This is a genomic window from Dermatophilus sp. B7861-1, assembly GCF_058996045.1.
Window position 1 is genome coordinate 1,435,593 of record NZ_CM180082.1, and the last position, 13,908, is coordinate 1,449,500.

The 13,908-nt window shown below is 59.9% G+C and carries 8 protein-coding genes; 1 reads left to right on the forward strand and 7 read right to left on the reverse strand.

Going from position 1 to position 13,908, the window contains the following annotated elements; translation table 11 throughout:
• Positions 1-24: 24 nt before the first annotated feature.
• From AC2T9U_RS06400 to AC2T9U_RS06415, 4 genes are all read right to left on the reverse strand, one after another.
• A complete protein-coding gene (locus AC2T9U_RS06400) occupies positions 25-1,521 on the reverse strand; it encodes an ABC transporter substrate-binding protein (protein WP_493695558.1) in 1,497 nt (498 codons plus the stop codon).
• 143 nt (positions 1,522-1,664) lie between these two features.
• Positions 1,665-2,939, reverse strand: coding sequence for a DUF445 domain-containing protein (locus AC2T9U_RS06405; RefSeq protein WP_115030129.1), 1,275 nt, complete (start codon positions 2,937-2,939; stop codon positions 1,665-1,667).
• Between the two features lie 26 nt (positions 2,940-2,965).
• Positions 2,966-4,939 (reverse strand): malectin domain-containing carbohydrate-binding protein, encoded by a 1,974-nt coding sequence (locus AC2T9U_RS06410; protein WP_493695559.1) that lies wholly within the window; start codon positions 4,937-4,939, stop codon positions 2,966-2,968.
• Positions 4,940-5,112: 173 nt separating this feature from the next.
• Positions 5,113-7,284: a glycosyltransferase gene (locus tag AC2T9U_RS06415; RefSeq protein ID WP_493695560.1), complete on the reverse strand. Its 2,172-nt coding sequence runs from the start codon at positions 7,282-7,284 to the stop codon at positions 5,113-5,115.
• Positions 7,285-7,866: 582 nt separating this feature from the next.
• Here AC2T9U_RS06415 and AC2T9U_RS06420 point away from each other — a divergent pair.
• A complete protein-coding gene (locus AC2T9U_RS06420; protein WP_493695561.1) occupies positions 7,867-9,393 on the forward strand; it encodes a sugar transferase in 1,527 nt (508 codons plus the stop codon).
• A gap of 64 nt (positions 9,394-9,457) precedes the next feature.
• On the opposite strand, the gene AC2T9U_RS06425 is transcribed toward AC2T9U_RS06420, so the two are convergent.
• The 3 genes from AC2T9U_RS06425 to AC2T9U_RS06435 form a co-directional block, all read right to left on the reverse strand.
• Positions 9,458-12,304: a vitamin B12-dependent ribonucleotide reductase gene (locus AC2T9U_RS06425; protein WP_493695562.1), complete on the reverse strand. Its 2,847-nt coding sequence runs from the start codon at positions 12,302-12,304 to the stop codon at positions 9,458-9,460.
• 202 nt (positions 12,305-12,506) lie between these two features.
• Entirely contained in the window at positions 12,507-13,001 is a 495-nt protein-coding gene (nrdR, locus tag AC2T9U_RS06430) for a transcriptional regulator NrdR (RefSeq protein WP_051277688.1), read from the reverse strand.
• Between the two features lie 361 nt (positions 13,002-13,362).
• Positions 13,363-13,800, reverse strand: coding sequence for a LysM peptidoglycan-binding domain-containing protein (locus AC2T9U_RS06435; RefSeq protein WP_493695563.1), 438 nt, complete (start codon positions 13,798-13,800; stop codon positions 13,363-13,365).
• Positions 13,801-13,908: the final 108 nt, after the last annotated feature.

The window sequence follows — 13,908 nt, forward strand, 5'->3', positions numbered from 1 at the left end:
GGTGGTGTCGCTCGGTCGTGGTGTTTATTTGCGGGCGATGCGGGTCAGGTCGAAGGACTCGGAGGTGTCGTTGGCTCTGATTCCGGTGAGGTCTGCTTTGTGGACGACGAGGTGGGGCATGAGGAAGAGGAAGTCAGCGGCGGCGTGTTCGGAGATGCGTTGTGCTGCTGCTTTGAGGTTTTCGATTTCTTGGGCGGGGGTGCCTTGGTCGGCTTCTCCGATGAGGCGGGTGAATTCGGGGTCGTTGTAGCCGAGGTAGTAGTTAGGTGAGAAGACGCGGCCCATGTCGCGGGGTTCTACGTGGGCGATGATGGTGGCGTCGTAGTCCTTGCTTTTCATGACTTGGGAGAGCCATGCGGCGGGGAATTCGAGTTGGTCGAGTTGGACGGTGAAGCCGACTGCTTCGAGGTCGCTTTTGACGACTTGGCCGCAGGAGATGGCGTAGGCCGTGTTGGGTAGGCGTAGCCGGATGGTGGGGTTGGGGGTGCCGGCGGAGGCGAGGAGGGCTTTGGCTTTGTCTTGGTCGTAGGGGTGGTTGTGGGTGGTGTCTTCGTACCAGGGGTCGGTGGGCGGGACCATGGAGCCGATGTGGGTGCCTTTTCCTGCCCAGCAGGTTTTGAGGAGGCTGGGTTTGTCGATGGCGGTGCGGGCGGCTTGGCGGATGCGTTCGTCAGTGAATGGTCCGCTGGCGTTGTTGAAGGCTAGGAGGACTTCGCCGGTGGTGGTGCCTTCGGTGACTTTGTATTCGGGTCGATTTTTGAATTGGCTGAGTGATTCGGGTGATGCGAGGTTGCTGATGATGTCGATGCCGCCAGAGAGGAGGGCATTGTTGAGTGCGTTGCCGTCTTTGAAGTAGCGCAGGGTGACGTTGCGGAAGTGGGGGGTGGTTCCGGCGAAGTGTGGGTTGGGGCCTAGTTGGAGTGAGTCGCCGCGTTTCCAGTTGGTGACGGTGTAGGGGCCGGTGCCGTTGGTGGTGGTGGCGTGGTCGCTTTTGTCGTTGCGGCTGAACATGGCTCCGACGCGGGTGGTCATGCGGTAGAGCCAGTCGTTGCTGGGTCGTTCGAGGGTGACGCGTAGTTCGTTGGGGGCGGTGGCTTCGGCTTTTTCTACGACGTCCATGTAGTCGGCGACGGAGGTGGTCCAGTCGGTGGAGACGCGGTTGATGGAGTAGACGGCGTCTTCGGCGGTGAAGGGGGCTCCGGAGGCGAATTTGGCGTCGTCGACGAGTTTGAAGGTGTAGACCTTGCGGTCGTTGGAGACGGTCCAGGAGCTGGCGAGTGCGGGCACGATCATGCCGTGTTCGTCGAGGGTGACGAGGCCTTCGTAGACGTTGCCGAGAAGGGCTTCGGGGATGGCGGCGCCGTCGTTTTTGGTGAAGTCGAGGCTGACTGGTTCTGCGGTGAATCCGACGGTGAGTCGGGTTCCGGAGGATGGGTCTTCGTTAGTGGACCCGGCCGAGCATGCGGCGATCGTGGCCAGTGCGAGCGCGCTTGCGAGGGTCTTGACGAAGCGGCGGGTCATCGGTCCTCCTGTTGTCCACCTGCATTGATGCACCAGGTGTGGCGGGCCCACGGTGTCGGTGCGGGGAAGATTCCGGTGCCGTCGCAGCATACGTCAGGGGTGGGGTGGGTTGTGGAGGACGTGCGGTTTTGTTTGTTGTTCTCTCACAGTAGTAGGTGGGAGATGGTGTGGATGAGTAGGCCGGCCAGGCCGCCGACGATGGTGCCGTTGATGCGGATGTATTGGAGGTCTTTGCCGACGTGTAGTTCGATGCGTTCGGCTGCTTCTTTGCCGTCCCAGGAGCGGATGACTTGGGAGATGACGGTGGCGATATCACGTCCGAAGGTGGCGATGAGGGCTTCGGCGGAGGCTGCTAGGCGGTTGGTGACGGTTTGGGCTAGGTGTGGGTCGGTGAGGAGTCGTTGTCCGAATGCGCGTAGTTCGTCGGTGGCGCGGTTGATGAGGTGGCTGTCGGTGTCGGTGAGGGCGCGTTGTCCGACGTTGACGAGGGCTTCCCAGAGGTGGATGGCTGTTTCGGTGGTTTGGGGGTGGGTGAGCAGTCGTGTTTTGAGTGCTTCGGTGCGTTCCATGACTGTGGGGTCGTTTTGGAGGTCGCGGGCTAGGTCGGTGAGGAGGTCGTCGATGGCTTGGCGTACGCGGTGGTGGGGGGTGGATCGGACTTCTTGGATCCATTTGATGCATTCGGTGTGGACGCGGTCGGTGACGATTCCGTTGAGCCAGTGGGGGGTCCAGGTTGGGGCTCGGTCGGCGATGAGGGTGCTGAATTGTTCGGGGTTGTCTAGGAGCCAGGCGAGGGCTTCGTCGAGGAGCAGGTCGACTAGGCCGGTGTGGATGCGGTCGGTGACGATTTCGTCCAGGAGGGCTCCGGCTAGGGGGCTGATGGGTTCGTGGGTGAGTTTGGGGACGAGGGTGTGGTTGATGAAGCCGCGGATTTCGTTGTCGTCGACGCTGTTGAGTGCGCGGGAGGCGATGGGGGCGAGTCGGTGGACGACGCGTTCGGCGTGGTCGTCTTCGGTGAGCCATCGTCCGGTGCGTTGGGCGATGTTCATGGTTTGGACTCGTTGTCGGACGGCGTCGGGGGTGAGGAAGTAGCCGAGGAAGAAGTCTTCGAGGCTGGTGGCGACGGTGTCTTTTTTGCGGGGTATGAGGGCGGTGTGTGGGATGGGTAGGCCTAGGGGGTGGCGGAAGATGGCGGTGACGGCGAACCAGTCGGCGAGGGCGCCGATCATGGCGGCTTCTGCGGTGGCGTTGACGTATCCCCAGGGTCCGTCGTGGCCGAAGGTGAGGGCGTAGACGATGGCGGCGATGATGAGTAGGGCGGTGGCGACGGTGCGCATGATGCGCAGGCCTCGGGCGCGTTCGGCGTCGGCGGCCTGCGGTGTGGTGAGGCTGGGGGTGGCTGGGTGTGTGGTCGCCATGGGTTCATTGTGGCGTGTGGGGTGGGTCAAGGGCGTTTCATGCGGTGGAGGTATTCGGCTGTGGCGCGGGGGTTGTCGGTGAAGAGGTTGGAGCGGATGTAGGGGGCATTTTCGTGGAAGTAGGACTCGTATCCGATCCAGCGGGCGTTGCGGGTTAGCCAGTCGTAGACGAAGGCGATGTAGCGGGGGTTGTCGCCGCCGCTGTTGGGGTTTGCTGGGGCGATTCCCCATTCGGGTAGGACGAATTTTTTGTTGTGGGTTTTGGCGAAGTTGAGCCAAAAGTTCCAGCCGTAGGGGGCCTCGCGGTGGTGGGCGATGTTGGTGTCGTTTGTGTAACCGGGGTCCCAGTCGTAGGCATCCATGCCGATGTAGTCGACGTACTCATCGCCGGGGTAGAAGGTGCGTGCGTCGGTGGTGTCGGTTTGTCCGGGTCCTTCGTTGACTACCCAGGCGATGCGTAGGCGTGGGCCGCCTTTGCGTAGTGCGGTGACGGCATGGCGGTAGGCCTGTTTCCATTGGGTGGCGCTGTGGGCGTAGGCGGCGTGTTTCCAGCCTGGGAGGTTCATTTCCCAGCCGAGGCGGATGTAGGCGGTGGGGTATTTTGCGGCGACCATGCGGCCGAAGTTTTCCCATTGGGTGTTGTAGCCGCCGGTGCTTGCGGTGGTGAGGTTGCCTTCGTCGGGCCAGAGGGGGACGCCGACGTCGAGGGTGCCGGTGTAGCGGGTGGGGATGCGTTGGTTGTCCATGAACCAGTCGTTGGACATTTCGGCCCAGTTTTCTCGGCTGGGGAAGACGGTGATGACGTCGGCAGCTCGTCCTCGGTGTTGGGTGAACTGGGTGGCGATGTCGGCGCGGTGCATGGGGAAGAGGCCGGAGTCGAAGGGCATGCCGCTGGGGCGTTGGGTTGTGGTGGGGGGCATAGTGGGGGGTTTGGGTTTGCTGGGGGGTGTGGGGGTTTTGTCGATTCGGGTGATAGTGATGGCTGATAGGAGTGCAAGGTTGGTTTTGTTGATGGGGGTGATGTCGAGTCGACCGTCGGTGACTGTGGTGGTGAACCGTAGGTCGTGGGCGGTGTTTTTACCTGCGGCTTTGTAGATGTCGATGTTGGCGAGTTTGGTGGTTCCTTCGGCTTTGATGTCGAAGATGCGTTGGCCGGGTTTGTTCCAGAAGGCTTCTCGGGTGTGGAGGGTGACGGTGTAGGTGCCGTTGGGTAGGGGGTGGGACCAGTTTTTCCAGCGGATGAGTTCAGGGCGGTAGAGAGTGTCGCTGGTGGTGCCTTTGATGTCGGTGGTTGGTGGGAGTGGTTCGACGAGGTCTCCGCCGGTGAAGCCGCGGCGGGCGATGTAGGTGTTGCCGGCGGCGTCTTTGATGGGTTTGGTGTAGGTGGTCATGCGCAGCACTGTGGTGCTGGTTGTGGGTGCGGGCTGGGGTGGGGGTTTGGGTTTGCTGGGGGGTGTGGTGGGGGTGATGTCGATGGCGGAGATGAGGGCGCTGTCTGCGGTGGCGGTGAATCTGAGGTTGAGGTGGCCGTCGGTGATGGTGGTGGTGAAGGTGCGGTCGTAGGCGTGGTTTTTGCCGACGGCTTTGATGATGTCGATGTTGGTGAGGGCGGGGTTTCCTTCGGCGGTGACGGAGAAGACGCGTTGGCCGGGTTTGTCCCACCAGGCTTCGCGCATTTTGAGGGTGATGGTGTAGGTGCCGTTGGGTAAGGGTGTTGTCCAGGAGTTCATGCGGACGTGTTCGTGGCGGTAGAGCTCGTCTTCGCTGGTTCCGGCGATGTCGTAGTTTCCCCAGTAGGAGGTGGAGTTGTCTCCGGTGTCGAATCCGCTGGTGGGGGTCCAGGTGTGGCCGTAGGTGTCGGTGATTGGGGTGGGGGCGGTGGTGATGCGGATGGTGTTGGTGGGTGTGGGGGCGGCGAGGGCGACGTTGGTTGGCGTGGTGAGGGCGAGGAGGGTGAGAGTGGCAGCCAGGGCGCGGGCGGTGGTGTGGTGTGGGCGCATGGGGTGAGGCGCTTTCGGGTGGGGAGAAGGAGTCGCTTTCCTGTCGGGTGTGGTGGCGACTTTTCTGAGGTGTTCCTTCAGGCGCGTGTTACTCCCCTTGGGGGCCAGAGGCATACCTAGGAGGCCGATGGTGTCCCGTCGGCCCCCTAGGTTTTAGCTGTTCAGGTGTGGTGTTAGGCGGTGGTGGTGTCTGTGTGTGCGGGTTTTGCTGCTTCGAGTAGTTGTTCGATGGGTGCTAGGGCCGCGTCCCAGCCGTAGACGGCCAGCATCGCGTCGACGGCGTCTTGGGGCAGGATTTTTTCTCCGCGGAGGAGTTCGATTTCGATTGCTTCGCAGAAGCGGCTGAGGTCTTCGGAGGTGGTGCGGATGACTCCTTCGGGGAGTCCGTCGAGTCCGGATGCGCCGACGTGGGTCGAGACTGAGGGCAGGCCGTATCCAATGTATTCGAGCAGTTTGATGCGGGATCCGCCGCCTTCGAGGAGGGGTGCGATGCCTAGTCGTGCTCGTTCGAGTAGGGGTGCCATGCTAGGCACGTTTGCTTCGAGTCGGGTTCCGGGTGCTGCTTGGACGCGGGCACGGAATTCTTCGGAAGGGTTACGTCCGGCGATGGTTAGGACGAGTCCGTGGTGGCGGGAGATGAGGTCGGCCCATTGGGGTGATTCGATGAGCCAGAGGATGCCGTTGATGTTGGGGCGCCAGTCGAGGGCTCCGGTGAAGAGCAGTTCGAGGGAGTCAATTTTGGCGGCTTGGCTGCCTCCGCGTCGTTTTTCCGGTGGTGGTGGGGTGACGCCGTTGCGGGCCACGATTACGGTGCTAGTGCCGTCTTTGCGGGCTTGGTGGGCGTCGTGTTCGGTGCAGACGATCATGGGGTGTCGTGCCCCGGTGCCTTTTTCGAGGGTTTTGAGCAGGGCGGCTTCAGCGTAGGCAGCGACTTTCATGGCGCCGGTTTCGGCGTGGGCGCGTTGGGCCATGAGGTCGGATTCGACGTTGTGTGTGCTCAGCCAGACGGGTAGTCCTTCGGGGAGGATATCGGCGATTGCGAAGAGGCTGGTGTGGTCGATGATCGAGCCGCGGAAGAGGCCGTATTGCTCGAGTGCGTACTGGACTCCTTCGATGACGGCGTCACCGCAAAGCCGTAGGGCTCCTAGACTGCGGTATCGCATGAAGCTGGTGGCGTCTTCGACGCGGCTGAAAGGCCCTGATTTGGGGGTGAAGAGATCTTCGACGGTGAAGTTCTCGCCGCTGCCGCTGGCTTTTTTGACGCCTTGGGGGGTGACGAGGATGACGTCGTCGCGTTCGGCGAACCAGCGCACCATGGCTAGGGTGCGCAACATGCCTCCGGAGGTTGCTGGGATGCCGAATTCTTTGGTGACGAAGAGGAATGGGAGTCCGGGCACGCCTGCTGCTCGGGCAGTGGGTGAGGTTTCAAGGAAGCGGGAGCGGGCTACTTCACGGCCGCCGACGTTGGCGCGTCCGGTGGCGACTCCTTTGGCGTATTCGACGTAGAGCTTAGCCAGGGGTCGGTCACCGCGGGCTAGTTCGCGGGCGGCGCGGAGGGCGTAGCCGCCGAGCATGGCTCCGCGCATCACTTTGGCTTCGGGGCCGGTGTGGTAGCGCTTGACGTAGTTGGTGAAGGAGGCGCCGCGTAGGCGGAGCATTTCTTTGCTGGGAGCTCCGGATTTGCCCGCGCCGTGGGGGACGATGACGTCTGAGCGGAGAACTTCGGCTAGGCCTGCTTCACGGGCGCGGCGGCCGAAGGACATGTCTTCGGAGTAGACGTAGAAGGATTCGTCGAATCCTTCTAGGCGGCGGAATTGTTCGGTGCGTACTGCCATGCAGGCGCCGGTTGTCCATTCGACGGAGACGTTTTCGCCCATTTCGGGTTTGGCGTAGACCCCGGCTTTGGGGAAGCGTTTGTGAAGTCCGGCGGCGTAAACGATGGTGCGTGGGACGGTGGGTTCCCATCCCCCGACGCCCATTTCGACTCCGTCGGTAGAGACCATGGTTGCGGCGTGGGAGGCGGCGAGCACGTCAACGGCTAGGCCATCGACGAGAGCTTGCATGTCGCTCATGGTTGGTCGCGAGTCGGGGTTGACGAAGACGACGAAGGGGGCGGTGCTGGTGAATGCGCCTTTGTTTGCGGCGCGGGCGAAGCCGACGTTGCCGCCGTCGAGGTAGCGCACGTTGGGGTGTTTTCGAGCCCATTGGTCTAGGCCGTCAATGCCTTGTCCGTTGTCGACGATGACGATGGGTAGTTCTTCTGGCCATCCGGCGACGAGCTCTTCTACGTGTTCCCTGCTTTTGTAGGTGACGAGGACGACCTCGAAGTCATTCTTCGTGCTCATGTGTCTTCTCCCCTGATCCGGCGAACACGTCCTCGCTTGATCGGCGGCTCACCCCGGTGCGTTGGTGGCCGTTGCGGCGGCCGCGTGACCGTGGTGGGGTGTGCGGACTTGTTGTGCTCGAGATTCTCGTTGTGATTCTTGACGACCTTACCGAGCTGATTGCTGTGGGGTAAGGCGGGCTGTGCGCATGCCGTGTGGAGTTCGGTTGTGGGCCGGTGTGTGGGTTGTTTTGTGTTCACCACGCGAGTCGTACCGGTGTGGGGGTGCCGCTAGACTTCGTGGGCAGTTGTCCAGGTCGGGCGCCCGTCTCACACTCCTTTTTAGGTACGTCGTTCTCGAGTGTGATTGGTCGCCTCTTGCGTCCCCTACGTGAAGGGGGACGCCGGTGCTTCATCGATTGAGAGGGCGTTCCCGCCCGAGCCTCGGCACGAGCGCTATCCGTGGCCCAGCGTGGGGACACGTTCTCGTGTTGAAGAGGGGATCCACGCCGTGGGGGCGTGGTTTTGGTCGTGAGCGCGATGGAGCGGAGCCGGCTAGGCAGCGGGGGGCCGCTGCAGCGGCGACATTTTGGGGAGGTTTATTTTGTCGATTCACGAACGTGAGTCTGTGCCTGTGCAACACCGCACTGATGCGGAAGTTCTGGGGCATGAGCAGGGCAATAATTCGTTATCTGCTGGTGACGCTGTCCGCGGCGCTGCGCGTGGCGCGTGGTCACGCATGTACCTGCATCGGATTGTTGTGCTGGATGTGATTTCGGCAGTGCTGGGTCTTTTCTTGGCACTGAAAATTGGGCCTACTCGGGATGAGATCGCCGGTGGGTACATTCTGGCTAGTGCCCCTATCCCGTTGGTGTGGGTGGGGATTCTTGCTTTGTGCCACGCTTATGAGCGCCGTTATCTGGGCGTGTCCGATGAGGAGTATCGGACGGTGGGGCGTGCGGTGGTTGGCATGCTGGGTTTGCTGGCTGTGGCAGGAATGTTCACTAAGGGACAGTGGTCTCGGGCGTACATCATCACGCTATTGGTGTCGTTGTTTGTACTGGCGTTAGTTAACCGCCGGATTATGCGTTGGTGGTTGCACAAGAACCGCCGCAATGGTCGTTTGATGCAGCGGACTGTGGTTGTTGGTCGTGCTGATGCTGCAGCCGAGTTGATTCGGCAGATTAAGCGCTCCCCCGACCAGGGTTTCGATGTGGTTGCGGTGTGCACTTCTGGGATGGATTCGTCGTGGAATGCCACCTCCGCGATTGAGGGGGTTCCGGTTTTCGGTAACCCGTCGGAGGCCACTTCAGCTGTGGATTTGTTTGATGCCGAGGTTGTGGCGGTGACGTCGCATCCGGAGTTGGCGGGTAAGTCTTTGCGCCGTCTGACCTGGGCGTTGGAGGAGCGCAATGTGGAGCTGGTGGTTTCTACCGGGCTTCTTGATGTAGCCGGACCGCGTTTGTCGATCCGTCAGTCTTCGGACATGTCGCTGCTGCATATTGAGCGTCCCGCGGCGACACGGCAGTCGGAGATTTTGAAGAGCATCATGGACCGCTCTATCGCGGCGGCGTTGATTGTTATTTTCTCTCCGTTGCTTATTGGTGTTGCTGTCGCGATTAAGGTGATTTCACCGGAGGGGCCGGTGATTTTCCGTCAGCAGCGTGTGGGGCAGCGTGGTGAGCTGTTCACGATTTACAAGTTCCGTTCGATGGTCCCTGATGCGGAAAAACGTCTTGCTGATTTGTTGAAGTACAACGAGGGCAACGAAGTCCAGTTCAAGATGAAGAAGGATCCGCGGATTATTCCGGGTATCGGTAGCTTCATTCGTAAGTACTCGGTGGATGAGTTGCCGCAGTTGTTCAATGTGTTGTTCGGGACGATGTCGTTGGTGGGGCCACGCCCGCAAAGCCAGGCCGAAGTTGAGCAGTATGAGCCCGATGCGATGCGTCGTCTACACGTCAAGCCCGGTATGACGGGGTTGTGGCAAGTCAGTGGCCGCAGCGACCTTGATTGGGAGCAGTCGATTCGTCTGGATTTGAAGTACGTGGACAACTGGTCCCCGATTGTGGACTTGAAAATTCTGGTTCGTACTTTCAAGGCAGTGTTTGCCAGCTCTGGGGCGTACTAACCAGCCTGTGTAGATGCACATCTAAGGGGGGCACCCGATATCGGGTGCCCCCCTTAGTCGTCTGTTAGCTGCAACCGCTGGTGGATCCGCATCCTTCGCAGGCGTAGCAGCTGCCCGCTGGGCGCATCTTGGTGCCGCAGGTCATGCACATGGGCGCGTCAGCGATTTTGCCTTGAAGTAACTCCATTAGGTCTGCTGAGGAGCGCACCGGCGCGGTGTTGCGGTGTTGTTCTTTAGCTCCCCAGACCGGTGTCTGTGAATAGTTTTCGAGTTCGCTTTCTTGGGCTTCGTCGCTGTTTTCGGCAAGGTATGAGCCTGTTTCTAGGTGGCGGGCACGTTCTTCGGCGGAGTAGATGCCGTATGCCGAGCGAGTGTCGAAGTCCAGGTAGTCCAGTGCCAGGCGCCGCGCGACATAGTCCATGATCGATTGGGCCATGCGAATATCGGGGTCGTCTGTCATGCCTGCTGGTTCAAAGCGCAGGTTGGAGAACTTTTCCACGAATGTTTCCAACGGAACGCCGTACTGCAGCCCAATCGAGACTGCGATTGAGAAAGCATCCATCACTCCGGCCAAGGTTGATCCTTGCTTACCGAATTTGAGGAACACCTCTCCTGGCCGCCCGTCTGCGTAGGCAGAGGCTGTCAGGTATCCCTCGGCTCCCCCTACCGCGAATGATGTTGTCGTTGAGGGACGTCGCCTGGGCAGGCGGGTGCGTTTGGCCCGGTACTCCACGATCTTTTCTGGCGCGGACTGTTCAGCAGGCGGTTGAGGGTCGGTGGTGGTGGTGGAGGTTTTTTTCGCTCCACCATCAGACAGTGGCTGGCCAACTTTGCAGTTATCGCGGTAGACAGCCAGGGCTTTGAGGCCAAGTTCCCAGCCAGCCATGTACACGTCAGCGATGTCTTGGATCGTTGCACTTTCGGGCAGGTTCACGGTTTTGCTGATCGCTCCGGACAGGAAAGGCTGCGTCGCGGCCATCATGCGCACGTGGCCCATGGGTGCGATTGCCCGTGCCCCCATGGCGCAATCGAACACTTCGTAGTGTTCTCGTTTCAGTCCGGGGGCGTCGATCACGTGCCCGTGTTCGGCGATGTATTCAACGATGGCTTCTACTTGCTCGTCTTGGTATCCCAGGCTGCGCAGGGCGCGGGGAACAGTGTGGTTGACGATCTGCATTGATCCGCCACCGACAAGTTTTTTGAATTTGACCAGTGAGAAGTCTGGTTCGATGCCGGTGGTGTCGCAGTCCATCATGAAACCGATTGTGCCGGTGGGAGCCAGCACTGAGGCTTGTGCGTTGCGGTAGCCACGTTCGCCGCCGATACGTACTACGTCCTCCCATGCTTGATTCGCGGCGGTATGGATGCTTTGTGCCATCGGCTCGAAGGTGCGCAGAGTGAAACTGGCGTCTCGGTGCATCTGCATGACGCGTTGGTGAGACTCAGCGTTGCGGGCGTAGCCATTGTACGGACCGACGATGCCAGCTAGCTCGGCGGAGCGGCGGTAAGCAGTTCCCGTCATCAGGGATGTGATGGCAGCGGCGAGTGCCCTTCCGCCATCGGAGTCGTATCCGTGTCCGGTGGCCATCAGGAGTGCGCCGAGGTTGGCGTATCCGATGCCTAGTTGACGGAAGTCGCGTGTGGTTTCAGCGATAGCCAAGGTGGGAAAGTCTGCGAAGCAGATGGAGATGTCCATCGCAGTGAATACGAGTTCGACGATGTGAGTGAATTTCTCTACATCGAAGGTGTTGTCCTCGCGGAGGAATTTCAGCAGGTTCAGTGAGGCCAGGTTGCAGGAGCTGTTGTCTAGCGACATGTACTCCGAGCAGGGGTTTGAGGCAGTGATGCGGCCAGATTCGGGGGTGGTGTGCCAGTGGTTGATGGTGGTGTCGTATTGCAGTCCGGGGTCGGCGCATTCCCAGGCAGCTTTTGCGATGGTGTCGAACAGGGATTTGGCGTCAACTTCTTCGATGACTTCACCGCTCATGCGGGCTTTGAGGCCGTAGGTGGTGCGGTTTTTGACTGCTTCCATGAAGGCATCGTCGACGCGTACTGAGTTATTGGCGTTCTGGTACTGCACGGACACGATGTCTTTGCCGCCCAGATCCATGTCGAATCCGGCGTCGCGCAGGGCGCGGACTTTGTCTTCTTCGCGTGCCTTGGTGAGGATGAATTCTTCAATGTCGGGGTGGTCGACATCTAGGACCACCATTTTTGCTGCGCGTCGGGTAGCGCCGCCAGATTTGATAGTTCCTGCCGAGGCGTCGGCGCCACGCATGAAGCTCACTGGCCCTGATGCGGTGCCTCCAGAGGAGAGAAGTTCTTTGCTGGAGCGGATGCGGGACAGGTTCAGTCCTGCGCCGGAGCCGCCTTTGAAAATGAATCCTTCTTCGCGATACCAGTTCAGGATTGATTCCATGGAGTCTTCAACGGAGAGGATGAAGCATGCGCTGACCTGCTGGGGGCTGGCGGTGCCGACGTTGAACCAGACTGGTGAGTTGAAGCTGAAGATTTGGTGCACCAGGGCGTAGGTGAGTTCGTGTTCGAAGATTGTGGCGTCTTCATTCGTGGCGAAGTAGCCGTGCTTTTTTCCTGCGGTGACGTATGTCATGACGACTCGGTCAATCAGTGTTTTGAGTGAGGATTCACGTGTTGGTGTTCCTACTGCGCCGCGGAAGTATTTTGTGGTGACGATGGTGCTGGCGTTCATTGACCAGAAGTCGGGGAATTCGACTCCGTGTTGTTCGAAGATTGTTTCGCCGGTTTTCCAGTTTGTTTGGACAACGTCGCGTTTTTCCCATGTCACCTCTTCGTAGGGGTGCACGCCGGGGGTGGTGAAGATACGCGCGACGGTGATTCCTTGCCTGCCTGCGTTGTCTGATTCAGCCATTGTGTCGGTGGTTTCGCTCATACGTCGTTCCTCCCAGACTCGGCTCTTGCGAAGCCGCTTTACTGTTTGCTCGCCCCGAACGCTTGACTATGTCGACGACGCAGGCACAGTGGCGTAGGGCCTCGGACGCCCGCTGAATGCGGGCATGGGTGATAGCGGCACCAGTTGTTGGCCCGCTGATGGTGAGAAATGTGAAAAACGCGCTATGAAAGCATGGTGATGCTTACCCGCTGCCGGGTGGGTCTCCGTCGTCGGTAATGACGCCGTTCTCGTCCTGAGGTTGGCGCAGACGGGCGATCGCAGCCTCGAAATCTTCGAGACGCTCGAAATCTTGATAGACGCTGGCGAACCTTAGGTAGGCGACAACGTCGAGGGCTTGTAGTGGTTCAAGGATTGCCAGTCCGATGGCGTGCGCGTCGACCTCAGCGGCGCCGCGCATCCTGATGTTTTCTTCTACGTGTTGGGCAAGTAATGCCAGGTCGTCGTCCGAGACGGGTCTACCTTGGCATGCTTTGCGCACCCCAGTGACAATTTTTCCGCGGCTGAAGGGCTCACTTGCGCCGGAACGTTTCCGTACTGCTAGTGCGGAGGTTTCCAGGGTTGTGAAACGTCTGCCGCAGGAAGGGCACTCTCTTCTGCGCCGGATGCCCGATCCGTCGTCAATCGCGCGACTGTCGATGACTCGACTGTCGTCGTGACGACAAAATGGGCAGTGCACGTCGCTTTCCTTCCTTGCGTGTTGAGTGTCGTTGCTGCCGTGAGGAACGGCCACATCGCGTGGATCCCCGCACGTCTAGGAACGCAGGTTCACGTTCTTTCAGTAGACAAAGGCCCACTGAAATAATAGCGATATAAAACCTTTTACCCATCCACAATATATGGACAATGCTTCATCTGGCGTCACTAGATGTAGTGATCCTATGGGTGCCGCTTCTCCAAACAAAAGCTGGAAGACCGTTTGATACGTCACTTTCCCCACCCCAGGCCCACAAACACACAGGCCACCCCCACTCACGCGCCCCTCAACCCAGCACCCCAACTCCCCCACCGGCGTGTCGAAGCTAGTTGCCCAATGAATCTCACGGCATGCGCGGAATCCACAAACGCTGCCCCACACTCACATGCACATCAGCCAAATCATTGATCTGCTGCAGGATCATCACCGCATCACCAGAGGGAAGCTGCGGCAGATACTCCCGGGCAATATCTGCCAGCGTCGACTGGTTCTCCGTAACGGTCACCATGCGATCCATCACAATCCCCACCTGATCAGGACCGGCGCACACCATAAAGACGACAAGCGACACCACAAACACCACCCCCAAAGCCACCACTAAACGGCCTGTAGATATCGACCACACCGGGCTTACTTCTCCCCGCCTCGATTCCGGGAAAGAAATGACCGTCGCCAACCCCTCACCTACAACTGTGGCCCTACCGCTGGCTTCACCATGCCCCCGCAGGTCAGCTTGATCCCCGCCAGGTGATACCGCATGCAACATATTGCGACCAGTCATGACGAACTCCCTCTTTTCATACCCAGACATCAAACCTGTACCTGCTGCACGCGAGCCAATGATTCGAATACATGTTCTATCGAACAAAAGTTCGATAGAAAAAGCAAG